This is a genomic window from Rhodoferax sp. AJA081-3, assembly GCF_017798165.1.
Taxonomy (GTDB): domain Bacteria; phylum Pseudomonadota; class Gammaproteobacteria; order Burkholderiales; family Burkholderiaceae_C; genus Allorhodoferax.
Genome location: NZ_CP059068.1, coordinates 2,172,432 through 2,194,998, shown reverse-complemented (window position 1 = coordinate 2,194,998; position 22,567 = coordinate 2,172,432). Strand labels below are relative to the sequence as shown.

At 61.9% G+C, this 22,567-nt stretch carries 25 protein-coding genes; 15 read left to right on the top strand and 10 right to left on the bottom strand.

What is annotated here, in order from left to right; genetic code table 11:
• Window positions 1–99 precede the first annotated feature (99 nt).
• The gene (locus tag HZ993_RS10230) at window positions 100–2,040 is read right to left on the bottom strand and encodes a YhgE/Pip domain-containing protein (protein WP_209397636.1); all 1,941 of its coding nucleotides are present in this window, start codon (window positions 2,038–2,040) and stop codon (window positions 100–102) included.
• A 21-nt stretch (window positions 2,041–2,061) separates the two neighbouring features.
• Window positions 2,062–2,958, bottom strand: coding sequence for a 23S rRNA (adenine(2030)-N(6))-methyltransferase RlmJ (locus HZ993_RS10225; protein ID WP_209397634.1), 897 nt, complete (start codon window positions 2,956–2,958; stop codon window positions 2,062–2,064).
• Window positions 2,959–3,172: 214 nt separating this feature from the next.
• Here HZ993_RS10225 and rplM point away from each other — a divergent pair, with 214 nt between their 5' ends.
• The 5 genes from rplM to erpA all read left to right on the top strand — a co-directional run bounded on the left by rplM (window position 3,173) and on the right by erpA (window position 5,705).
• Complete coding sequence (gene rplM, locus HZ993_RS10220; RefSeq protein WP_209397632.1) at window positions 3,173–3,643, top strand: 50S ribosomal protein L13; 471 nt, start codon at window positions 3,173–3,175, stop codon at window positions 3,641–3,643.
• On the top strand, window positions 3,640–4,032 hold the full coding sequence (gene rpsI, locus HZ993_RS10215; protein WP_209397630.1) for a 30S ribosomal protein S9: 393 nt from the start codon (window positions 3,640–3,642) through the stop codon (window positions 4,030–4,032). Before rplM ends, rpsI begins: the two co-directional genes overlap by 4 nt.
• A gap of 99 nt (window positions 4,033–4,131) precedes the next feature.
• A complete protein-coding gene (locus HZ993_RS10210; protein ID WP_209397628.1) occupies window positions 4,132–4,860 on the top strand; it encodes a DUF6776 family protein in 729 nt (242 codons plus the stop codon).
• 23 nt (window positions 4,861–4,883) lie between these two features.
• Complete coding sequence (locus HZ993_RS10205) at window positions 4,884–5,279, top strand: polymer-forming cytoskeletal protein (protein WP_209397626.1); 396 nt, start codon at window positions 4,884–4,886, stop codon at window positions 5,277–5,279.
• A 63-nt stretch (window positions 5,280–5,342) separates the two neighbouring features.
• Window positions 5,343–5,705: an iron-sulfur cluster insertion protein ErpA gene (gene erpA / locus HZ993_RS10200; protein WP_209397624.1), complete on the top strand. Its 363-nt coding sequence runs from the start codon at window positions 5,343–5,345 to the stop codon at window positions 5,703–5,705.
• A 21-nt stretch (window positions 5,706–5,726) separates the two neighbouring features.
• On the opposite strand, the gene HZ993_RS10195 is transcribed toward erpA, so the two are convergent.
• Together HZ993_RS10195 and HZ993_RS10190 are read right to left on the bottom strand one after the other, a co-directional pair.
• The gene (locus HZ993_RS10195; RefSeq protein WP_209397622.1) at window positions 5,727–6,839 is read right to left on the bottom strand and encodes an anhydro-N-acetylmuramic acid kinase; all 1,113 of its coding nucleotides are present in this window, start codon (window positions 6,837–6,839) and stop codon (window positions 5,727–5,729) included.
• Between the two features lie 26 nt (window positions 6,840–6,865).
• On the bottom strand, window positions 6,866–8,293 hold the full coding sequence (locus tag HZ993_RS10190; protein WP_209397620.1) for a M23 family metallopeptidase: 1,428 nt from the start codon (window positions 8,291–8,293) through the stop codon (window positions 6,866–6,868).
• 126 nt (window positions 8,294–8,419) lie between these two features.
• Here HZ993_RS10190 and tyrS point away from each other — a divergent pair, with 126 nt between their 5' ends.
• Both tyrS and dtd read left to right on the top strand, forming a co-directional pair.
• Window positions 8,420–9,664, top strand: coding sequence for a tyrosine--tRNA ligase (gene tyrS, locus HZ993_RS10185; protein WP_209397618.1), 1,245 nt, complete (start codon window positions 8,420–8,422; stop codon window positions 9,662–9,664).
• A 61-nt stretch (window positions 9,665–9,725) separates the two neighbouring features.
• The gene (gene dtd, locus HZ993_RS10180; protein ID WP_209397617.1) at window positions 9,726–10,193 is read left to right on the top strand and encodes a D-aminoacyl-tRNA deacylase; all 468 of its coding nucleotides are present in this window, start codon (window positions 9,726–9,728) and stop codon (window positions 10,191–10,193) included.
• 165 nt (window positions 10,194–10,358) lie between these two features.
• Here the strand turns inward: dtd and pabB are convergent, their stop codons facing one another.
• Window positions 10,359–12,230, bottom strand: coding sequence for an aminodeoxychorismate synthase component I (pabB, locus tag HZ993_RS10175; RefSeq protein ID WP_245213902.1), 1,872 nt, complete (start codon window positions 12,228–12,230; stop codon window positions 10,359–10,361).
• 63 nt (window positions 12,231–12,293) lie between these two features.
• On the opposite strand from pabB, the gene HZ993_RS10170 reads away from it, so the two are divergent.
• Together HZ993_RS10170 and HZ993_RS10165 are read left to right on the top strand one after the other, a co-directional pair.
• On the top strand, window positions 12,294–13,256 hold the full coding sequence (locus HZ993_RS10170; protein ID WP_209397616.1) for an NAD-dependent epimerase/dehydratase family protein: 963 nt from the start codon (window positions 12,294–12,296) through the stop codon (window positions 13,254–13,256).
• 31 nt (window positions 13,257–13,287) lie between these two features.
• Window positions 13,288–13,776: a DNA-deoxyinosine glycosylase gene (locus HZ993_RS10165; protein WP_209398403.1), complete on the top strand. Its 489-nt coding sequence runs from the start codon at window positions 13,288–13,290 to the stop codon at window positions 13,774–13,776.
• On the opposite strand, the gene HZ993_RS24385 is transcribed toward HZ993_RS10165, so the two are convergent.
• The 3 genes from HZ993_RS24385 to HZ993_RS10150 all read right to left on the bottom strand — a co-directional run bounded on the left by HZ993_RS24385 (window position 13,773) and on the right by HZ993_RS10150 (window position 16,186).
• Window positions 13,773–14,522: a PEP-CTERM sorting domain-containing protein gene (locus tag HZ993_RS24385; RefSeq protein ID WP_245213901.1), complete on the bottom strand. Its 750-nt coding sequence runs from the start codon at window positions 14,520–14,522 to the stop codon at window positions 13,773–13,775. The two genes, HZ993_RS10165 and HZ993_RS24385, sit on opposite strands and share 4 nt — an antisense overlap.
• A 167-nt stretch (window positions 14,523–14,689) precedes the next feature.
• Window positions 14,690–15,136, bottom strand: a complete 447-nt coding sequence (ybeY, locus tag HZ993_RS10155) for an rRNA maturation RNase YbeY (protein WP_209397615.1) — start codon at window positions 15,134–15,136, stop codon at window positions 14,690–14,692.
• A 21-nt stretch (window positions 15,137–15,157) separates the two neighbouring features.
• A complete protein-coding gene (locus HZ993_RS10150) occupies window positions 15,158–16,186 on the bottom strand; it encodes a PhoH family protein (RefSeq protein WP_209397614.1) in 1,029 nt (342 codons plus the stop codon).
• A gap of 89 nt (window positions 16,187–16,275) precedes the next feature.
• On the opposite strand from HZ993_RS10150, the gene ruvA reads away from it, so the two are divergent.
• Entirely contained in the window at window positions 16,276–16,848 is a 573-nt protein-coding gene (gene ruvA / locus HZ993_RS10145; protein ID WP_209397613.1) for a Holliday junction branch migration protein RuvA, read from the top strand.
• Window positions 16,849–17,347: 499 nt separating this feature from the next.
• Here ruvA and HZ993_RS10140 read toward each other — a convergent pair whose 3' ends face one another.
• On the bottom strand, window positions 17,348–18,502 hold the full coding sequence (locus tag HZ993_RS10140) for a carbonic anhydrase (protein ID WP_245213900.1): 1,155 nt from the start codon (window positions 18,500–18,502) through the stop codon (window positions 17,348–17,350).
• A gap of 111 nt (window positions 18,503–18,613) precedes the next feature.
• On the opposite strand from HZ993_RS10140, the gene ruvB reads away from it, so the two are divergent.
• Both ruvB and HZ993_RS10130 read left to right on the top strand, forming a co-directional pair.
• Complete coding sequence (ruvB, locus tag HZ993_RS10135; protein ID WP_209397612.1) at window positions 18,614–19,675, top strand: Holliday junction branch migration DNA helicase RuvB; 1,062 nt, start codon at window positions 18,614–18,616, stop codon at window positions 19,673–19,675.
• 69 nt (window positions 19,676–19,744) lie between these two features.
• The gene (locus HZ993_RS10130; RefSeq protein ID WP_245213899.1) at window positions 19,745–20,143 is read left to right on the top strand and encodes a hypothetical protein; all 399 of its coding nucleotides are present in this window, start codon (window positions 19,745–19,747) and stop codon (window positions 20,141–20,143) included.
• A gap of 6 nt (window positions 20,144–20,149) precedes the next feature.
• Here HZ993_RS10130 and arfB read toward each other — a convergent pair whose 3' ends face one another.
• On the bottom strand, window positions 20,150–20,563 hold the full coding sequence (gene arfB / locus HZ993_RS10125; protein ID WP_209397611.1) for an alternative ribosome rescue aminoacyl-tRNA hydrolase ArfB: 414 nt from the start codon (window positions 20,561–20,563) through the stop codon (window positions 20,150–20,152).
• 53 nt (window positions 20,564–20,616) lie between these two features.
• Here arfB and HZ993_RS10120 point away from each other — a divergent pair, with 53 nt between their 5' ends.
• The 3 genes from HZ993_RS10120 (at window position 20,617) to HZ993_RS10110 (ending at window position 22,565) form a co-directional block, all read left to right on the top strand.
• The gene (locus HZ993_RS10120) at window positions 20,617–21,048 is read left to right on the top strand and encodes a hypothetical protein (RefSeq protein WP_209397609.1); all 432 of its coding nucleotides are present in this window, start codon (window positions 20,617–20,619) and stop codon (window positions 21,046–21,048) included.
• 80 nt (window positions 21,049–21,128) lie between these two features.
• Window positions 21,129–21,509, top strand: coding sequence for a hypothetical protein (locus HZ993_RS10115; protein ID WP_209397607.1), 381 nt, complete (start codon window positions 21,129–21,131; stop codon window positions 21,507–21,509).
• A gap of 72 nt (window positions 21,510–21,581) precedes the next feature.
• Window positions 21,582–22,565 (top strand): DnaJ C-terminal domain-containing protein, encoded by a 984-nt coding sequence (locus HZ993_RS10110; protein ID WP_209397605.1) that lies wholly within the window; start codon window positions 21,582–21,584, stop codon window positions 22,563–22,565.
• Window positions 22,566–22,567: the final 2 nt, after the last annotated feature.

The window sequence follows — 22,567 nt, the reverse complement described above, 5'->3', positions numbered from 1 at the left end:
TAAGCGTCGCCGTTCGTGTCCTCCGCACTTCGTGCTCCCCCTTTACCTCACTTTGACGCTCACCCCAACTCTACTGCTCATAGCGTTGGTGGGGCGAAGTTAAACCCCTTCAAACTCCATCGCCGGGCGGTGCTCCTCGGTGCTGACAAATTGCCAGCGACCGACAAAACACGCAGCCAGCCATGCGATGGTGCCGATCAGGCCGATGACCAGCCAGGCGCTGAGCGAGTCGCCGTCAAACGCGCCGAACATGGTGACACGCAGGGCCTTGATGACCCAGGTGAAGGGCAACCAGGGGCTAACCGTCTGGTAAATACCTCCCGACAGTTCGACCGGCAACACGCCCCCCGCGGACGACAGTTGCAGCACCATCAACAGCAGCACCGCAGCCTTGCCCGCGTCCCCAAAGGCGCGGGTCAGTGCAACGATGATGGTCAGGAAGGTCAGCGAACTGATGACCAAGGTCAGTGCATAGGGGCCCAAATGGGCCACTGAAATCTCCAGCAGAAACAGTGACATCAGCATGATGACCATGGCCTGTGCAACCACCACCGCGCCCAGAATGCCCAGTTTGCCCAACAACCGGGCCGGGCGCGAGGCCGTGGACGCGGCCAGTGGCAGGCGGCGCAGGTGGAACAGGAAAGCCGACATCACCGCGCCCAGCCACAGCGAGGTGGCCAGAAAGTTGGGCGCAAAACCAGCGCCGTTGTTGGGCACGGGGGCCACAATTTCGATGACGGGCTCGACCGAATCTGCCAGGCCACGGGCGCTGCCCTCTGGTGCCTGCACATCTCGGGGCAGTGAGTGGTTCAACAGGTCCAATCCCAGCGTCAGTTCTTTGGAGCCGCTTTTGAGCTGGCCCAGTCCTTGGCGCAAATCGTGTGCTCCGGCACCCACTGTGCGGCTTGCGCTGGCCAATTCGTCCAGCTTGGCATCTTCCGGCACTTTGCTGGCCGCTGTGTGGATACCGCCACCCAGAGCCACCATGCCGTCTACCAGCTTGGCCGTGCCTGCACCCAGCTTCTGGGTGCCGTCTGCCAGCTGCGCCTGGCCCAGGCGCGCGGACTGTATGCCCGCGCCCAACAGGGCCGCACCATCGCCGAGCTGTGACGCACCTTCGGAGAGGCGTGTGCCAACCAGGGGGATGGCCTTGGTTTCGTCCCGCATGCGAATGCTGGCGTCGGTCAGCTCCTGTGCGCCATTCTGCAAATCCTGGAGGCCGTGCGACAGACTGGTGTGGCCAGACAGCAGTTCGGCCGGTGCGGTCTTGAGCGCCGCCAGGTCGTGTGCGGACGGACGTTGCTGGTCCATGGTGCGCAATCCGGTGCCCAATTGTTTGACACCGTCCGTCAGCTGCACGACGGCGTGCCCCAAGCCGTCCGCGCCGCTGGCCAGGGTTTTGGAGCCCGAGTCGGCTTTCGCCAGACCGGCATCCAATTTCTGCGCGCCGTCATTCAGCGTGGCCACGCCTTTACGCAGCTCGGTCAGTTTGTCGCGCGAGCCGGTGACGTTGGTCAGCACCAGGGACCAGCGGTTTTCGTTCAGATTGATGTTGACCTGGTGCCCCAGCTCGGCGGCAAAACGCTTGGCAATCTGGGCACCGTTGTAGTTGTTGCCTTCGGACACATACATCACCAGGCGGCCACCGGCGGCGGCTTGCCCGGGTACGGCGTTGGCGCTGAAGTCGCTGGGAATGATCAGTGCAAACGCCAGGCGACCCTGCCGCACCGCCCGTTTGGCTTCGTCTTCTTCCAGGTAGTCGACAAAGCCAAAGGTCTGTCGTTCGCGGATCGACGCGGCCACCTCCTGGCCCACGTTCACATCCTGGCCGCGGTAGTGCAGCCCCTGGTCCAGGTTGACCAGGGCGGCTTTGAGGTCGCCGGTGTGGGCGCCGGGGTCTTGCACGCTGGAAAGGTAGATCAGCGCGTACAGCGCCGGGATGATGATCACGCCAATCGTCGAGACCTTGAGCTTGGGAAAACGCGTAAACAGCGTCATCTCCATGCGAAAAATCGCAATTGCATCGCGCAGGACACGCATGGCTAACCCGTGGGCTACGTTTTAGCCGCCCGATTCCAGCGTGAAGGTGGCATTGGCGTCCTGCTTGAGCAGCTCCACCATCTGGGGCAGGGCTTTTTGCAGTCCGGCCTTGAGCGTGTGGGGCGGGTTGATGATGAACATGCCACTGGCCGGCAGGCCGGGGCGAATTACCTCGCCTTCGTCATCCTGCAACAGCTTGCTGGATTTGACGGTGAGCGTGGCACCCAGCCAACTCTTGCCAGCCTTATTGGCCAGGGTCTTGAGTTTCTTGGGCAGATCGTGTGCTTCAGGGCGCGGGATGATGGGGTACCAGACGGCATAGGTGCCGGTGGCAAAACGTACCAGCGAGTCGGCCACCATTTCGGCCACGCGGCCATAGTCGGTCTTCAATTCATAGCTGGGGTCACACAACAACAGGGCGCGGCGCGAGGGAGGGGGCAAGAATTTCTTGATACCTTCAAAACCGTCTTCGCGCAGGATGGCGATCTGGCGCCCGGCTTCGAGCTGGGCAATATTGGCGGTCAGGGTCTTGGTGTCGGTGGGGTGCAGTTCAAACAGCTTGAGCTTGTCGCGGTCCCGCTCCTGTATCACCCGGTGGATGATGAAGGGAGAGCCGGGGTAGACCTTGTGGCTGCCCGCCTTGTTGAAGCTGGCGACCAGGTCCAGATAGTCCTGCAACAGCGGTGCAAACGGCTCTTTGGGTTTGGTCGCCACCAGCTTGAGGAAACCCTCGGCAGCTTCGGCGCTGGTCTGGGCGTAGTCACCGTCTAGGCGGTACAGGCCGGCACCGGCATGGGTGTCAAAGATGGTCAGCGCTGCGTCTTTTTGGGCCATATGGCGCAAAACGGCCAGCAAAACCGTGTGTTTAAGGACGTCGGCGTGGTTTCCGGCGTGGAAGGCGTGGCGGTAACTGAACATACTTGGATGGTAACCGGTGGGCGCGCAACTTGCCTGTTTTCATTAGTTTTGTATAATCGTGGGCTTCGCAGCGCTTTTGTGGCTCCGCGGCGAAGGCTTCGCACACCGTCTTACGGCAGTGCCGTGGAGTATCCCCACCTAAGAGATTTCCATCAGAGAAACGCCGACCGTGGAAAAGAGCCCGCCAAACCAACTCCTTTTTTAGGAAATTCTCATGTCTACTTTCAGCGCAAAACCCGCTGAGGTCGTGCACGAGTGGTTTGTGATTGACGCGACCGACAAGGTCCTCGGACGAGTAGCCAGCGAAGTTGCTCTCCGTTTGCGCGGCAAACACAAGGCCATTTACACGCCTCACGTCGATACCGGCGATTTCATCATCGTCACCAATGCAGCCCAGCTGCGCGTCACCGGCGCCAAGTCGCTGGACAAGGTGTACTACCGCCATTCGGGTTACCCCGGCGGCATCTCGTCCACCAACTTCCGTGACATGCAAAACAAGTTCCCCGGCCGCGCTTTGGAAAAAGCCGTCAAGGGTATGTTGCCCAAGGGTCCCCTGGGTTACGCCATGATCAAGAAGCTCAAGGTTTACGGCGGTGCTGAGCACCCCCACACAGCCCAGCAGCCCAAGGTTCTGGACATCCCCGGTATTTCTCCCGCAGCAGTGAAACGTGAGGCAGCCAAATGATCGGTGAATGGAACAATGGCACCGGCCGTCGCAAATCCAGCGTCGCCCGCGTGTTTCTGAAAAAAGGCTCCGGCCAAATCGTCGTGAACGGCAAGGACATCTCCAAGTTCTTCGGTCGTGGCACTTCCATCATGATCTGCAAGCAGCCCCTGCTGTTGACCAACCACGCTGAAACGTTTGACATCATGGTCAACGTCGCTGGCGGCGGTGAGTCCGGCCAAGCTGGTGCAGTGCGCCACGGTATCACCCGTGCCCTGATCGACTACGACGCAACGCTCAAGCCAACACTGAGCCAAGCCGGCTTCGTGACGCGTGACGCGCGCGAAGTGGAACGTAAGAAGGTCGGCTTCCACGGCGCTCGCCGTCGCAAGCAGTTCTCCAAGCGTTAATCGCTCGCCAACGGAAGAACATTCCGTTGCAAATCGAACGGCTGCCAGGGTGCAAACCCTTGCAGCCGTTTTACATTGTGTTGTTAGACTTCGCGCTCCATGAGATTCAAGCTTTTACGCCGCCGCCTTACTTTCAGCGCGCCCCGCATGGTTGTGCGCAGCGCCATGCCCTGGCCCTTTCGTTGGGCCATCGTTGCCATCGTGCTGGGTTTTTGTGCGGCCATCGGCCTGTGGGCCTTTGAGTTTGGCAAGGACATTGCCGGTTTGGAGAAAGGCTCCAAGGAAGAGTTGCTGCACTTGCGCACTGAGTTGACCGAAGTGAAGGCGGAATTGGTGAAGGTCAAGCAGGAGCGCGACCATGCGCAGTCCATTGCCAACACGGCGGACACCCTGGTTACGGCCGAGAAGGCCTCGCACGAAAGCCTGCTGGCACAGCTCAAACAACTGGAAGCCGACAACCGCACACTGCGTGATGACCTTGGTTTTTTTGAAAAACTGATTCCTTCCGCCAATGGCGACGGCCTGGCCATCCGAAGTCTCCAGGCCGATCTGCAGACTGGCGGCAAGTTAAAATGGCAGGTGCTGGTGATCCAGTCAGGCAAGAACCCCGTGGAGTTCAATGGCCGCCTGGAGGTTGCGTTCTCCGGCCTATTGGATGGAAAGCCCTGGACGGCCAACCTGGCCGGTGTCCCCCCCGCGATCAAGGTCAGGCAATATGGTCGTATGGACGGAAAGTTTGACATACCCGCCCAGGTCGTTGTGAATGGCATGTCCGCCAAGGTGATGGACGGCACGGTCGTCAAGGCGACGCAATCCATCAAGTTGTAATATCAATAAGCAAGGTTGGTCTCATGTTCAACAAGAAAAAGCAGCCCCTCATCAAAAGCGTGATTGCTGAAGGCAGTGAGATCACGGGCAACATCCGTTTCACCGATGGCATGCATGTGGATGGCGTCATCATTGGAAACATTCGCGCCGCGGACGAGGCGGCCAGCATCTTGGTGATCTCCGAGATTGCCAGCATCACTGGCGAAGTGATTGCTGACCACATCATCATCAATGGCAGTGTCAAAGGGCCTATTTATGCCCGAAAAATGCTGGAATTGCAGCCCAAGGCCCGCATTGAGGGGGATGTGGAATACGCCGCGCTGGAAATGCACCAAGGCGCCTTGATTACCGGCCAGTTGCGCCCCATCTTGGGTGAAGGGGAAAAGCCCACACTGAAGCTGGCGGCAAATAACCAGTAACAGAATTCCCGAGCGATTTGCTGTACTATTCCCGCATCCCCTGAATTTGACCGGAGTCCGTCCATGAGTGCCCTAGCCGAAACCCTGCCCACCGAAATGCCCGCGCCCATCCTGTTCACCGACAGCGCAGCGACCAAGGTGGCTGACCTGATCGCCGAAGAGGGCAATCCCGAGTTGAAATTGCGCGTGTTTGTCCAAGGCGGCGGTTGCTCCGGCTTCCAGTACGGCTTCACCTTTGATGAAATCACCAACGAAGACGACACCGTGATGAGCAAAAACGGCGTGTCTCTGTTGATCGATGCGATGAGTTACCAGTACTTGGTGGGTGCCGAGATTGACTACAAAGAAGACTTGCAGGGTGCCCAGTTTGTGATCAAGAACCCCAATGCCACGACCACCTGCGGTTGTGGTTCGTCGTTCTCTTAATAAAACGGCAGTCTTCCCGGTCTAGTCCGGGTAGATTCCACCCAGTATGCGGGCGCCTTGTGCGCCCGTAACGCTTTTGAGGCTGGATGTTTTGCCTTGCAGGGTCTGGCGGGCCAGCCAGGCAAAGGCGGTGGCCTCTACCTGCAGCGGCGGCAAGCCCCGTTCTGCTGAGGAGATCACGCGGCAGGTGGGCAAAGCGGCCTGTAGACGCACCATCAGGAAGTGGTTCAAGGCGCCGCCACCACACACCACCAGGGTCTGGCAGCTGGGGCTGGTGTCCAACAGGCAGCGGGCGCAGGATAGCGCGGTCAGCTCGGTCAGAGTGGCCTGCACATCCTGGGGCGCCGTGCCATCAAAACCTGCCAACTTGCCAGCCAGCCACGGTGTATTGAACAGATCCCGACCTGTGCTTTTGGGCGGGGCCTTGGCAAAGAAGGGTTCGTCCAGCAAAAGGGCCAACAAGCCGGCATGTACCCGGCCTTGTGCCGCCCAACGGCCGGCATCGTCAAATGGCTGGCCGGTGTGCGCCATGCACCAGGCATCCATCAGGGCATTGCCGGGGCCACAGTCAAAGCCCAGCAGATCCGGGGTGCTGGGGTCTAGCACGGTGATGTTGGAAATGCCGCCAATATTCAGCACCGCCAGTGCCTGGTCTGGTTTGCCAAAAAAAGCCTGGTGAAAGGCGGGCACCAGCGGTGCGCCCTGACCACCCGCTGCCACATCGCGGCTGCGGAAGTCGGCCACCACGGTGATGCCGCACAACTCCGCAAGCAGGGACGGGTTGTTGAGCTGCAGCGTGTAACCGGTGCCATCAAATTCCTGCGGCCGGTGGCGTACGGTCTGGCCGTGTGCGCCGATGGCTTTGACTGCATGTGCCGCAACACCGCTCTGCGCCAGCAAGGCCGCAACCTGGTCGGCATACAGGCGCACCAGACCATTGGCGGCCAGTGCGGCGCGGTGTAACTCGTTGTCTGTGGGGGTGTTCAGGGCTAGTAACTCGACCCGCAGCGATGCGGGCATGGGAGCACTCGTGTGGACCAGCACCCGGGCCTGGGCGCCATCAAAATCGACCAACACGGCATCCACCCCGTCCAGCGAGGTACCCGACATCAGGCCGATGTACAAACCCGACACAGTGGGCAGCTGCAAATGAACCGGGCTTACTGGGCGCTGCCCAACTGCATATTGGCCGCAGCGGCCAGCTGGATGCGTACCTGGTCGGCTGCCTGGTTAAACGTCGTGCGGGCAGATGGCGCCACGGGAACGGAGTCGCTCTGCTTGGCGATAGTCAGCGGGTCTTTGTGGGCACCGTTGACGCGGAACTCAAAATGCAGGTGGGGGCCGGTGGCCCAGCCGGTCTGGCCGACAGCGCCCACGTTTTGGCCCTGATTGATGCTCTGGCCGCTGCGCACGTTGATACGGCTCAGGTGGGCGTACACGGTGACACTGTTGTTGCGGTGTTTGACAAAGACCACATTGCCGAAGCCGTTTTGGGTGCCGGCGAAGTCCACCACACCATCCGCAACGCTTCGCACGGGGGTGCCCGTGGGCGCCGCGTAGTCCACACCCAGGTGGGCGCGCCAGGTTTGCAGAATGGGGTGGAAACGCATCTTGAAGCCGCTGGTCACGCGCGAGAACTCCATAGGCGAGGCCAGGAAGGCGCGGCGCAGGCTTTCACCGGCCAGGGTGTAGTAGCCACCCTTGCTCAGAGTGTGGCTGGCGGTGGACGCGGCGGCCGTGCCGCTAGCCACCGGCTCCTGGAACCACATGGCCTGGAAGCTTTTGCCGGCATTGACGAACTCTGCGCTCAGCACGCGGCCGGCGCGCAGGGGCTCGCCGTCGCCTTCCAGCGTTTCGTAGGTGACGGCAAAGCGGTCACCCTTGCGCAGCGCGCGGTGGAAGTCGATATCGCCCGAGAAGATTTCTGCCAGCTGGATGGCCACCGCGTCCGGGATGCGGGCGTCATCGGTGGCGGCAAACAGCGAGGTCTGGATGGCACCGCTGGCCAGGCGCGAGGATGCGGTCATGGGCAGGGTTTCCAGCTTGGACTGGAAGCCGGTGGCCGTTTTATCGACCGTCAGGCGTTTGAACATGCCGTCGTCTTCGGGGCTCCAGCGGGCGCTGAGTTTGAGCAGGGTGTTGTCTTCGCTGGCTTCCACGGTGACATTGCGCCCGGCACGGCCCATCAGGGTCTGCTGGACCACGGTGTCGGCGCGGAAAAAGGCTGCGGCCTGGGGATCGTAGATACCCAGGCGTTTGAGCAGGGTTTCGGCAGTGTCTGCCGAGCGGGTGGCGTCTGAGCGGTACAGGCGCATGGCCTGGGTTTGCAAAGCCTCATACTGGCTGAGCACGGGCAGGGGTTGTACGTCTTCGACCACGGTGCGCACGGGCAGGTCGGATGCGTCGGGTGCCAAAGAGGCCACCGCATAGGTGGCGCCCGCACCGCCCAATAACAGGGTGGCGATGGCGAGGCTCAGTTGCTTGGGATGGCTGTGGACAAGACGGGCGGCGAGGGCCAAAGTGCCCTCTGCGGCCTGTAGCAGGCGGTGTATCAAAATTCGGTCTCCATGGATTAGGGGCGAGGCCATCCGGCACTACACCCCAAACTGCAAGCTGGGCGCGACTAAAATCCAGTCGCTGCCAACCCAACGCGATTGCAGGAGGAAGGCCGGAGTATAGCGGTCTACCGCACCGACACATCGATAAAAACCCTTATGAATCAAGCCTCAAGCCCCCAGATAGTTGTAAGTGACCGTGTTCGCGAGGCCCTGGCTGTGACACTGCGTGGTGTGGAAGAGCTGCTTCCACAAGACGAATGGGTCAAAAAACTGGTCAAATCCGAAGCCACCGGCACGCCGCTGCGTATCAAGCTGGGCCTGGACCCCACGGCGCCCGATATCCACATCGGCCACACCGTGGTGCTGAACAAGATGCGGCAATTGCAAGATCTGGGCCATACCGTGATCTTTTTGATTGGCGACTTCACCAGCATGATTGGCGACCCGTCTGGCCGCAACAGCACCCGCCCGCCGCTGACGGCCGAGCAGATCAAGATCAACGCCGAGACCTACCGCGCCCAGGCCGACAAGATCCTGGACCCGACCAAGACCGAGCTGCGCTACAACAGCGAGTGGAGCGACCCGCTGGGCGCCCGCGGCATGATCCAGCTGGCCAGCCGTTACACCGTGGCCCGCATGATGGAGCGCAACGATTTCCACGACCGCTTCAAGGCCGGCACGCCGATTGCAGTGCACGAGTTTTTGTACCCGCTGATGCAGGGTTATGACAGCGTCGCTTTGAAAAGTGACCTGGAACTGGGTGGCACCGACCAGAAGTTCAACCTGCTGATGGGCCGCACGCTGCAGACCGAATACGGCCAGGAGCCCCAGTGCATCTTGACCATGCCGTTGCTCGAAGGCCTGGACGGCGTGGAGAAGATGTCCAAGAGCAAGAACAACTACATCGGCATCAGCGAAGACGCGAACACCATGTTCGCCAAGGTGTTGTCCATCTCCGACGTGTTGATGTGGAAGTGGTACACGCTGTTGAGCTTCCAGTCTGAGGCTGCCATAGCCGCGCTGAAGGCCGAAGTGGAAGGCGGGCGCAACCCCAAGGACGCCAAGGTGGCGCTGGCCAAGGAAATCACCGCACGCTTCCACAGCGCCGCCGCTGCCGATGCCGCGGAGCAAGATTTCATCAACCGCAGCAAGGGCGGCGTGCCCGACCAGATCGACGAAATCAGCCTGCCGCTCGGTGAGGGTGGTGCCGCTTTGGGCATTGCCGCGCTGTTGAAATCTGCCGGGCTGGCCGCGTCCAGTGGTGAGGGCAACCGCCTGATCGACGGCGGCGGCGTGCGGGTGGACTCCAATGTGGTCAGCGACAAGGGCCTCAAATTGGCCGCCGGAACCTATGTGTTGCAGGTGGGCAAGCGCAAGTTTGCGCGGGTTACGCTGGCGTAATTGCTATGCAATTGGTAGCTATTCACGCTTATTTTACGGGGGCTAGCGGCCGGTTTTTCTTATGATCTCTGTGCTGCAACGGGTTCGCTCGGCCCGTGTCGAGGTCGACGGGGAAACGGTGGGCGCTATCGGCCCTGGCCTCTTGGTGCTGGTCTGTGCCGAACAGGGTGACACGCAGGCCGAGGGTGACAAGCTGCTGGCCAAAATCTTGAAACTGCGCATCTTCAGTGACGCCCAGGGCAAGATGAACCTGAGCGTGCAGGACATCGATGGTGCGGGCACGGTAGGTGGCTTGCTGATCGTCAGCCAGTTCACGCTGGCGGCGGACGTGAGCGGCGGCAACCGGCCCAGCTTCACCGGGGCCGCTGCTCCGGAAGATGGACGGAGGCTATATGAAGGTTTTGTGGACGCTGCACGGCGTGCACATGGCGGCGTGGTGCAAACCGGTATCTTTGCGGCTGACATGCAGGTTCATCTGGTCAATGATGGGCCGGTGACGATACCGTTGCGGATTGCGCCGGCCGTCTAAAACACTATTATTTTTGTAGCGTATAACGCTTATTGTTCGGGGGCTGCAGCCTGATTTTGCATGTGTGGTGGGGCTAGGGGCCTGGGTGCCAGTGCGTTCTGCTCCGTGTCCCCCGGCCTTCGGCCTCCTCCTTGACCTGCGCAGAATGCACTGGCACCCAGGCCCCTAGCCGGGCATCAGTGCTCCATGCTCACCGTCGTCCCAATTGGACGGCAGTAGCTGCGCCAGCGGCATGTCCCATACCGCATCCACCCAGCCCCGCAGGCTGTTGATGAATGCCATGGCATCTACGCGGGGCAAATCTTTCAGGTGCACGACGGCTTCCTCGACGCGTCCCTCAGCCAGCCAATGCGCACGCCCCACGCCGGGCAACAGGCCGCATTGCGCAGCTGGTGTGACCCAGCGGTCATCCAGTAGCAGAGCGATGTTGCCGCGCGTGCATTCGGCGATTTCACCTTTGGTGTTCCACAGCACGGTATCGAATACGGCCGGGTTAGTGGGCGCAAACTGCTCGTAATGGGCGCGGCGCGTCGTCTTGTGGCGCACAAATTCGCTGCCGGCCAGCAGCAGGGGGCGGTCTGCCAGCTGCAGGCGCACGGTAGTGGGCGTGGCGGGCAGGGCAAAGGCCTCGACCCGTGGCGAGCCCGCGGCATCCAGCAGCAGCCGCACACGCCAGACGCCGGCAGGGTGCTGCAGGCACAGCGCCGTGAGTGCCGCGTGTACCGCCTCTGACTGCCAAAGAAACCCAAAGTGTGCTGCAGAAGACGCCATGCGCGCCAGGTGGGCGTCAACCTGGTGAAAAACTCCGTTTTGCAGTGCCAGCGTTTCCAACAACGCAAAGGACTGGCTCGCGCGGGTCAGGTAGGCCTGTTTGTGACGCCACTCCTGCCATTCGCCGCCCGCCTCGGCATCCGACGTGATGCCGCTGCCGGTGCCGGTGCGCAGGTGTTCGCCCTGGGCCAGCACGGTTCGGATGGGCACATTAAAGGTGGCACTGCCACCGGGGCGCACCACGCCAACGGCGCCGCAGTAGATGGCGCGGTCTGTGTCTTCCAGTTCGCGGATCAGCCGCATGGCCTGTACCTTGGGCGCACCGGTGACCGAGCCACAGGGGAACAGCGCCGTGAACACGTCCACCAGGCTGCAACCGGGGCGGGTGTCGGCATGGACATCACTGACCATTTGCCATACGGTGGACAGTGCTTGCACGCGGCACAGGCCATCCACCGTCACCGAGAAAGGCTGGGCCACGCGCGACAGATCGTTGCGGATCAGGTCCACGATCATCACGTTTTCTGCCCGCTCTTTGGGCGAGCTGCGCAGCCCTTGGGCTAGCGCTGTGTCTTCTTCGGGCGTGCGGCCGCGCGGGGCCGTGCCTTTCATGGGGCGGGTCACGATGTGGCCTAGGTGCCAGTCAAAAAACAGCTCGGGTGATACCGATAACACCTGTTCATCACCCGCGTCAATATAGGCGGCAAAACCACCGGGCTGGGCCTGGCGCATGGCGCTGAACAGCTCCCAGGGCGGCAGGTGCAACTGCCCTTCGTTGCGGGCCGTGAGGTTGGCCTGGTAGATCTCGCCATCGGAAATGGCCTGGTGCAGGCGGTCCATGGCGCCATCGAAGTTTGCACGCGAGATGCCGGGCTGCCAGGTGGCGCGGCGCGTGCCGTCGGCCGTTGGGGTTTGTGGGTCGGGACCGAGTTGTTCCGAAGGCAGCGGCGCATCGTGCACGCCAAACCAGGCCAGAGGTCCGGTGGCCGGGTGCACGGCCAGCGCACGGTCGAAAGCCGGAGCGGCCTCGTAACGCAGGTAACCCACACACCATTGGCCTTGCAGGGCGCGCGCCTCCACGGCCTGCAAAACATCCTTCACCTGGTCCAGTGTGTGCGCCACCAATACTTCAACTGGCGTTCCAAATGCCAGGCGCAGCGCGGGCGATCCCGCGGGCAAGACCTTGCCCGGCGTGGAGGCGCCGTTGGGACTCTGCGGGTTGGGGGCCTGGATGGCGGCGAAATCGATAAAGGCGCGCATGGACATGGGTTGGGAACTCAGGCTGCCGATTATGCTCAGGTGTTTGTAACCTTCGGCTCAGGGACGGCAATGGCAAAGAAACTCTTGATTTTGGGTGGCACGGTATTTCTGGGCCGGCACGTGGTGGATGCGGCCCTGGCGGCGGGTTATGAGGTCACACTGTTCAACCGCGGCAGCCGCGCGGTGCACTTCACCCAGCCCGTGGAGCAGCTCAAGGGTGACCGCAATGGCGACCTCCGTGCGCTGCAGGGCCGCCAGTTTGATGCGGTGGTGGATTGCAGCGGTTACACAGCCGAGCAGTTGCAGCGCTCAGCCGATGCACTGCGCGACCAGGCGCAGCACTACGTGTTTGTGTCCACGATTTCGGTTTATGCCCGCTTCGCGCCGGGGCAGGCCTTTGACGAAGCCGCCGCGCTGACCACCGCTACAGACGGTTACGGTGGCGGCAAGGCCCGCGCAGAAGAAACCATAGCAGCGGCCATGCCTGGGCGTGTGTCCATCCTGCGCCCCGGGCTGATCGTGGGGCCGCACGACCCCACGGGCCGCTTCACCTACTGGCCCGTGCGACTGGATCGCGGTGGCAAGGTGCTGGCGCCGGGCCGGCCCGATAGGTCCGTGCAATTCATCGACGCACGGGATTTGGCCCAGTGGTGTGTGCAATTGGCCTTGCAGAGAAGGCCGGGCACGGTCCACGGCATTGGCCCGTCCGGCAGCATGGCAAGTTTGCTGCAGGCCTGCCAACAAGCCAGTGGCAATACGGCTGCCGAACTGGTGTGGTGTGACGATGCCAAGTTGGTGGACGCCAAGGTCGCACCCTGGACGGGTCTGCCGCTGTGGATTCCTGAGGCGGATCCGGAGTTTGGTGGCATGCTGCTGGCCAGCAGCCAAGCGGCCGTGGACGCCGGGTTACACACCCGCCCGTGGCTGGAGACGGCGCGCGATACCCTGGCGTGGGCGCGTGCGGCGGGTAGCGCAGGCCATTCCACCACCGCCTTGACGGCTGAGGCCGAAGCCAACATTCTGGCCGCGTGATGCGGTGAATACCGTCACCAGCTTCCCGCCCTTGTCACGGCCCGGGGCAACGGTGCTGATACTGGGCAGCATGCCAGGTGTAGCCTCGTTGAGGGCCCAGGAGTATTACGCCCATCCACGCAACCATTTTTGGCCCATCATGGCCAGCATGGTGGGTTTTGATTTAGCAGCGCCGTATGCCGAGCGGGTGGATGCGTTGACCGGTGCGGGTTTTGCGGTGTGGGATGTATTGCAGAGCTGCGTGCGCGCCGGCAGTCTGGACAGTGCCATCCAGGCCGGCACCCGTGTGCCCAATGACTTTGCGGCATTTTTTGCCGCACACCCGCAGATTCGTTTGGTGGGGTTTAACGGAGCCGAGGCGGAGAAAAGTTTCAATAGCCACGTACTGCCCGGGCTACAGTCTGCAGCAGGGCTGCGTTATGCCAGGTTGCCGTCAAGCAGCCCGGCCCACGCGGTGGGGTTTGACTACAAACTGACTGCCTGGCGCGCCGCGTTGGCGGGCCAGGCGTATGTCAATTAGGCTGCGGCAGCCTTGTTGCGACGGCGGCGGGCGATGCCACCCACCAGGGCCAGACCGGCCAGCATCAGTGCATAGGTCTCGGGTTCTGGCACGGCGGACACCATGTACAACTGGTCTTGTGCATGGCGTGTGTAGTTGCCTTGGCCGTCTTTGCTGTACAGGTTCAGAACCCGTACCGAGCCAATGCCGTTCCAGGCACCGGAGGAGACCGCTGCATTGGCCATGGTTTTGTAGGAATTGGCCAGGCTGCTCAAGCTGCCAGATGGCTCACCTTCCAGCGACCAGATGGCCTGCTGCACAGCCGTGTTCTTGGTCGTCTGGTTGGCATTGCCCCACAGAGCGGTGTTGGACAGGTGGGTGGTGAAGAACTGTGTGAACAACCATGCCGTCTGGGCGCTGATGGGGTCCTGGGTGGACGTGTGGCCAGGCTCGCTGCCGTTGTAGGTGCCATAGGCGCCCGCTGCGTTGACCGTGTGGTTGCTTACGCCGCCGACCTTGTAGTGGGTGCCGGTGACGTTGAGGGTTTCGTTGTATTCCAGGCAAAAGCTCTCAAACGAGTTGTTCCAGGTGCCAACGCCACCGGAGACCACCGAGCCATTAAACGCGCCGCCGGGGTTGTTGCCAATACCATCGGTGAACTTGATGATGGAGCCGGTAACCACCTCAGCCGCAGCCCACTGTGTACCGACCATCAAAGCCGCCGCCAGGGCGGAACGAACCAAAATCCCGAAATTCTTATTGCGCATTGTCTGAAATCCCTAATGAGTCCATGTGTAAAAATTTGTTACCCGGACTGTAGGGGTTGGGGCGCAGACGGTAAATAGTCCGAATGGACTAAGCGCGGCGCCGGGGTGTGAACTTTGTCACGGTATGGCGCATGGCCATACAAACGAGGCACTGTTCTGCGTTGCGCTCAGTAGGGATTCTTGAAACCCAGCCTTGCCATGATCTCGGTCTCGCGCAGCTCCATCACCTGCGCGTCCTCGTCCAGTTCATGGTCCCAGCCCTGGGCGTGCAGCGTGCCGTGCACGATCAGGTGGGCGTAGTGGGCCTGTAGCGTCTTCTTCTGCTCCTTGGCCTCTGCGGCCACTACGGGCGCGCACAACACCAGGTCGGCACTGACCACAGGCTCCTGGGTGTAGTCAAAGGTCAGCACATTGGTGGCGTAGTCTTTTTTGCGGTACTCGCGGTTCAGCGTCTGGCCCTCCTCGGCGTCCACGATGCGCACCGTAATTTCGGCATCGCTCTGCAGCGCATGGCGAATCCACTTTTTGACGGCGTGGCGGGGCAGGGCGGCGCGGTGTTTGTCGGGTTTGGCGACGCCACTGAATTGCAAGGAGAGTGTGAGTTCGGGCAGCATGGTGGCGGGTTGTGAAAGGTTTTAAGGTTTGGTGAGGGAGCGGCGGCTGGGTGTGCGCAGCTTGGGCAGGCCCACGCGGGGTAGCTCCGGCTCTTCGTCGGGGATGGCTATCGACGGCAGCTCGCTCAGCCGCGCCGCGTCATAGGCATCCACCACGCGGGCCACCAGCGGGTGGCGCACGATGTCGGCACTGGTCAGGTGGGTGATGGCAATGCCACTGACCCGGCGCAGCACACGTTCGGCATCGACCAGTCCGCTGAGCTGGGTCTTGGGCAGGTCGATTTGGCTCACATCGCCGGTAATCACCGCTTTGGCACCAAAACCTATGCGTGTCAGAAACATCTTCATCTGCTCGGGCGTGGTGTTTTGCGCCTCGTCCAGGATGACGAAGGCATTGTTCAGCGTGCGCCCGCGCATAAAGCCCAGCGGCGCGATTTCCAGCTGCTGCTTCTCAAACGCCTTGTGTACCTGGTCGTAGCCCATCAGGTCGTACAACGCGTCGTACAGCGGGCGCAGATACGGGTCCACCTTCTGGTTCAGATCGCCGGGCAAAAAGCCCAGGCGCTCGCCCGCTTCCACGGCCGGCCGGGTCAGGATGATGCGCTGCACCGCGCTGCGCTGCAGCGCGTCCACCGCAGCCGCCACGGCCAGGTAGGTCTTGCCGGTGCCGGCAGGGCCGATGCCAAAGGTGATGTCGTGCTCGGCAATATTGTCCAGGTACAGTGCCTGGTTCTTGCTGCGGGGTTTGAGGTCGGCGCGGCGGGTGGCCAGGCTGGGGCCATCGCTTTCGTCTGCAGAACCATCACCCGACAGCATCAGCTGCACCGTGGCCGCGCTGATGGGTTTGGCCGCCAGCTCGTACAGCGCCTGGATCAGGTCCATGCCACGTTCGGCCTTGGCCTTGGGGCCTTCGATCTTGAACTGCTCGTGCCGGTGCGCGATGCGAATGTCCAGCGCCACTTCTATTGTGCGCAGATGTTCGTCGGTCGGGCCGCACAGGTGAGACAGGCGGTTGTTGTTCAACGGTTTGAAAGTGTGGCGGAGGATCAAGCTGATAATTCCGGTCAGATAGAGATGAGAAGAGGCCTGAAAAAGTCCTCCATCATAGGCAACAAAGCGCAAACTACCCAGGGCACACGATGATCGGCAAACTGACAGGCATTCTCAGCGACAAAAACCCGCCCCAGGTATTGGTGGACTGCGGCGGCGTGGGTTACGAGGTGCAGGTGCCCATGAGCACGTTTTACAACCTGCCGACCAGCGGCGAAAAAGTGTCGCTGCTGACGCACTTTGTGGTGCGGGAGGACGCGCAGATTTTGTATGGCTTTCAGTCGGCAGAGGAGCGTGCGGCGTTTCGGGAGCTGATCAAGATTTCCGGTGTTGGTCCGCGCACCGCCTTGTCGGTGTTGTCCGGCATGAACGTGGGTGAGTTGTCGCAGGCGGTGACGCTGCAAGAGGCGGGTCGCTTGATCAAGGTTCCGGGCATTGGCAAGAAGACGGCCGAGCGCCTGTTGCTGGAACTGAAGGGCAAGCTGGGTGCCGACATTGGCGCCAGTGCCACGTTGATCAACGATGCGCAGGCTGACATCCTGCAGGCGCTGTTGGCGCTGGGGTATAGCGACAAGGAAGCTGCGGCTGCGCTGAAGGCTTTGCCCGCGGATGTGGGGGTTAGTGACGGGATCAAGCTGGCGCTCAAGGCTCTGGCGCGCTGAATGGCGGTGCGCTCTGCTTTTGTGGGGCGTTTCACAGTGGCGCACGGAAGGACTGCGCTCGGCGGGTGGCGTGGCAGGCGTTCTCTGGCTCGCTTCGCGGGAGGCCTTGTGGGGTTTGTCGCGGTTATTGCGTTAAGGCTGTGTTGGGCGCGCCAGTTCTGCAGCAACCGCGAGTGCGGCCTGCGCCCGCCCGCCACACCACCCGCCTTTGGGGTGAAGTGTTGGCGACGCGAGTTTGAAGAAAATGACCTGTAGCCCCTGTGGAATAAAATCATGACGCTATGTTTGTTGTAGCGCGCTACACCACGCACCGTAAGGTCGGTGGGTTGGGTGTCCCTTCGTCGGCCCCATTCGTGGTTGCCTCAGAGCAGGCGTTCCAATCAACACGTTGACGCAAAAACCCTAAAGAAACCAAAACGGCCGCCCACGAGCGCGGGCCAGAGAAGGGATACCCAGCCCAGCGGCCCCGCCAACGCACAACGCTTACAAACCTACAGGCTCACAACGCCTCCCGCACGACCCGCCCATTCACCGCCTGGACCGGCCGTGCATTGTTCGGATAAAGCTGCGTAAACAACCGGTACTGCCCCCGGCTGATAGTGACCGGCTGCTTCATAACCATCCACAACACGCCCTCGGAGCAGGGTGGTGTGGTCAGTGAACCCATGAACTGGTAATACCGCTGGTCGGTGGGCAGCAGCTCGGCCAAGTTCAGCAAGCCCTGCGGCATGCGTACGCGGTCGTTGGCATCCAGCGGCATATAGGTCCAGACCTTGTCGATGAAGGGGCTGGCCGCGCCCTCGTCCAGCAGCACCGCGACCACGGCCAGTTGGCCTTCGTTGTTCTTGTGCACCAGGTGGGCCACCATGGGGAAGCGTTTGGAGTTGATCTGTTCTTCGGACGGCGTGTGGAAGTGGAACTGCAGCAGCCGGTAGGTCGATCCGCGCACGGTGATGGTGTTTTCGCCCTGCACGTCCACCTGGATGGTGTGGCCGTTGTTGACGACGGTGCCATTGCTGGGCGTGTAGGCAAACTGCACCGGCTCGGCCGGGCCCTGCAGGGTGTTGCCGTTTTCAATGTTGATGGGCGACTGGCGTTTGCCGATGGCGCAGGTGTTGAAGTCGGGTTTGAGCTTGCCCCATGCTTGCGGGCCGGTGTCACCCTCATAGGCCCAGTGGGCCTCGCCGCCATGGGCTTTGTCGCCCGCGGCTGGGGCGGCGGCGTGACCGGCGACTGCAGCGGCGCGGGCCTGCTGGTAGCGCTGGGTGGCCAGTGTGCGGGCTGCGGGGGGTGTTGGTGTGGCTGTGCGGGGTGGAGGTTTGGGGTTGTCTTCTACCGTGACCGTCATCTTCTTGCTGACGATGGCCGTGCCGGACAGCGCAGCCCGTATCTTCTCGGCCATGGCCGATCCGCTGTTGGTGGGCAGGCTTTCTACCGGTGTGGTTTTGCTTGCCGTATCACGGCCTTCCTTGGACGCAGCTTTGGCTGGAGCCGGCGCCGATGGCGTGGCGGCCGGGGCGCGGGATGCCGCTGGTGCGGGTGCAGCAGTGGCGGGGTCGGCCGCCCAGGCGTTGGCGCCCAGTGCAAGCCCCAGCGCAAGGCATAGGGTGCGCAGGGCGGGCAGGGGGGAAGGTGAAGCGGGAAATGGGCTCATGCCACCGTATCGACCCAAAGCGTGTGCAACTTGAATGGCGGCCGCGGCTGGCGCCTGCTGCGCGCTATAGTGGGCGCCTACCCGCCCCTTGCCCTAACCCGTACCCGCCCCGTGAGCATCCAGACCGACGATTTCGCCGCCCCGCCATCCAAACGCATGGTGTCAGCCGCTCCTACTTCACCCCAGGAAGAGGCCATCGAGCGCGCACTGCGCCCCAAGCTGCTGGACGAGTACGTGGGCCAGGCCAAGATCCGCGAGCAGTTGGAGATCTTCATCAGCGCCGCCAAGATGCGTGGCGAGGCGCTGGACCATGTGCTGCTGTTTGGCCCGCCCGGCCTGGGCAAGACCACGCTCTCCCACATCGTCGCGGCCGAACTGGGCGTGAACCTGCGCCAGACCAGCGGTCCGGTGCTGGAAAAGCCCAAGGACCTGGCCGCGCTCTTGACCAACCTTGAAAAGAACGATGTGTTGTTCATCGATGAGATCCACCGACTCTCCCCGGTGGTCGAAGAAATCTTGTACCCCGCGCTGGAAGACTACAAGATCGACATCATGATTGGCGAAGGCCCCGCTGCCCGCTCCATCAAGCTGGACCTGCAGCCCTTTACCCTGGTGGGCGCAACCACCCGCGCCGGCATGCTGACCAACCCGCTGCGCGACCGCTTTGGCATCGTGGCCCGGCTGGAGTTTTATACGCCCGAGGAACTGGCGCGTATCGTCAAACGCAGTGCGGGGTTGCTGAATGCGCCCATGGATGCCGACGGTGGCTTCGAGATCGCCCGCCGCTCGCGCGGCACTCCGCGCATTGCCAACCGCCTGCTGCGCCGCGTGCGCGACTATGCGGACGTGAAGGGCAGCGGCCACATCACGCTGGATATTGCCAATCGCGCGCTGGCCATGCTGGACGTGGACCCGCAAGGCTTTGACGTGATGGACCGCAAGTTGCTGGAGGCCGTGATCCACCGCTTCGACGGCGGCCCGGTGGGGCTGGACAATATTGCCGCCAGCATTGGTGAAGAGCGCGAAACGATTGAAGACGTTATTGAGCCCTACCTGATCCAGCAGGGCTACTTGCAACGCACACCACGCGGGCGCATTGCCACGCTGGCGGCGTACCGGCACCTGGGGGTTGCGCCGCGCAACCCGCCGGAGGGTGCGCTGTTTGCCGAGTGAGCGTATGAAAAATCGGCCTGTAGCCCCCGTGTAATAAGCCTGAAGTGCTCTACAAACGATAGCAAGTCAATGATTGAAGCCATCTTTGAGTTTGTGTTCAGCATCTTTGGTGAATTGCTGCTGCAGGTGCTGGGTGAACTGCTGGTCAACATGGGTTTCCATTCGCTGGCCGGGTCTGTGCGCCGCAAGCCCAACCCGTGGCTGGCAGCACTGGGTTACCTGGTGTTTGGTGCCATCGCGGGTGGCTTGAGCCTGCTGGTGTTCCCCGACTACCTGGTGGCCAGCAAGAACCTGCGGGTGGCAAATGCCGCCCTGTCCCCCATCTTGGCGGGCCTGTGCATGGCCGCCTTGGGCGCCTGGCGCGCGAGCCATGGCCAGGCGGTGCTGCGCATCGACAAGTTTGCCTATGGGTATCTGTTTGCGTTGAGCCTGGGGCTGGTGCGGTTCTGGTTTGCAAGCCCTGGCTAGGCCAGACTAGTCCCCGCTCGACACCCGCCCCCGCAGCTTCTTCACGTCTCCTCGCACAGCCTTGCCCTCCAGCCGCTTGCGCTGTGAGCTTCTGGTGGGCTTGGTCGCCTTGCGGCGCTTGGGTAACACGGCCACGCTGTCCACCAGGGCTTGCAGGCGCTCTATGGCATCGGCCTTGTTCTGCTCCTGGCTGCGCGTGGTCTGCGCCTTGATGACCACCACACCGTCGGCCGTGATGCGCTGGTCGCTCAGGGCCAGCAGCCGTTCCTTGATGGCATCCGGCAGCGACGATGCAGGGATGGAGTAGCGCAGGTGGATGGCGGTCGACACCTTGTTGACGTTTTGCCCCCCGGAACCCTGCGCACGTATGGCGGAGAAGTCGATCTCGTCTGGGTTGATCGGAATCAATGGTTCGGGCATGGGGGTATGGCTTGCAACGGTGTGCATTGTCTTTGTTTTACGATCACCCTCTCATGAATACACCCGCCACACTCACCCTCGCCCTCGCCGCTACCCTGTTGCCCCGCCTGGCGCACGCACAAACGCCCATTCCCGCTGACCGTGCGATGGTCGCCATCGTGGGCGACGCGGAGTTGTTCAATGTGGGCCAGGATGGTTATTGTGGCGAGCGAACGACCATCAACAGCCCGAGCAAAACGAAGTTTCTTATTCCAGCGGGACAGCGCAGCTGGTTTTTCCTCTCTTCCAAACTCCATGTGCCAGTGGCCACGCTGACGTGTTCGGGCGATTACTCGTTTGTGCCGGTGGCGGGCAAGTTGCACATCTTTCGGTACTCCTTCGTAGGCGAAAATTGTCTGCTGGAGCACTTCTCGGGAGACCCCGGTAAAACGCCCGAGCCTACCGAGCTGCAGCGTGAGAAACGTCGCTCCTGCCTGGTGCAGTAGACCGGTTCGAAGTGGGTGCGCGGGACCAATGCCAAATAACCCATACAAACCTTACAAACCAAGCCCAGGGAGAACTTCCATTGCCATTCGACATTAAAAAAGCGGTCATTGCACTCGTGATCTCGTGTGTATCTACACTCCTTGCCGTCTATTTTGACGGTCATGCAATCCAAGAAATCAGCTTCGATAATCCACTCATATTGGGGACCAATTTGATCTGGGCTTTGGTGGTGGCTTGGATCATTTGGGACCTGACAAAGGGCAAAAATATCAAGCCAACGCTCATGCTTGTAGGGGCTGTTTTGCTCGCCTTTGTAGGGTGGGAAGTGTTTGAGTATGGTTTCGGTGTACCGCAAATGCTCTACGCATTGGAGCTAGCCATGTTTGGGGCCGCATACTTTTTCGTCAGCACGGAGGAGAGCCTATCCTGGTGCAAACGGAAGCTGGATACACGGCCTTGAAGTAGGTGCCTGTTTGCACAGACCTTGATCTTTGTCACCCCTTGTCTATGAAATGCTGCCCATACTGGCAGCATGGAATTCAAGGACTACTACGCGACCCTGGGCTTGGAGCGTGGCGCTTCTGATGAGGAAGTGCGCAAGGCATACCGCAAGCTCGCACGCAAGTACCACCCCGACGTCAGCAAAGAGGCAGACGCCCAGGTGCGCATGCGCGATATCAACGAGGCCAACGATGTGTTGCGCGACAAGGAAAAACGCGCCGCATACGACGCGCTGGCTGATCGCGTGGCCCGTGCCGGTGCCGGTGCCGCGGGTCAGGGTGGCGGCTTTCAACCACCGCCCGGCTGGGATGAGGGGTTCGAGTTCCACAACCGTGCAGGCCAGGGCCCAGCCGACCATGCCCAGTTCAGTGAATTCTTCTCTTCCGTGTTTGGCAAGGGTGCCCAGCGTGGCGCCGCCAGTGGCAACTACCGTGCGCGGGGTGAAGACCACCATGCGGCCATCGAGATCTCGGTGGAAGACGCCATCCACGGTGCGCAGCGCGACATCGCCCTGCGTGCGCTGGAGACCGATGCCCAGGGCCAACCCCATTTCGTCAACCGCACACTGACGGTCAAAATCCCCGCGGGTGTGCACCCGGGCCAGTTTGTGCGGCTGACTGGCCACGGCATGCCCGGCCACGGCGGTGAGCCGGCGGGCGACCTCTATCTGGAGGTGCGCATCGCGCCACACAAGCTCTACCGCATAGAGGGCAACGACCTGTACATGACCCTGCCCGTTACACCCACCGAGGCCGCCTTGGGCGCCCAGGTACAGGTGCCCACCCCCAGTGGTGGTGTGGTTGAGGTGAGTATTCCACCGAATGCCCGCAGCGGCCTCAAATTGCGTTTGAAGGAGCGCGGGTTGCCGGGCAAACCGCCCGGGCATTTGTACCTGCTGCTGGACATTGCTCTGCCGCCGGCAGACACCGAGGCCGCCCGTAAGGCGTATGAACAATTGGCGCAGGCTGCGCCGTTTAACCCCAGGCGCCACCTGGGTGTGGAAGGAGGGGTGTGAGC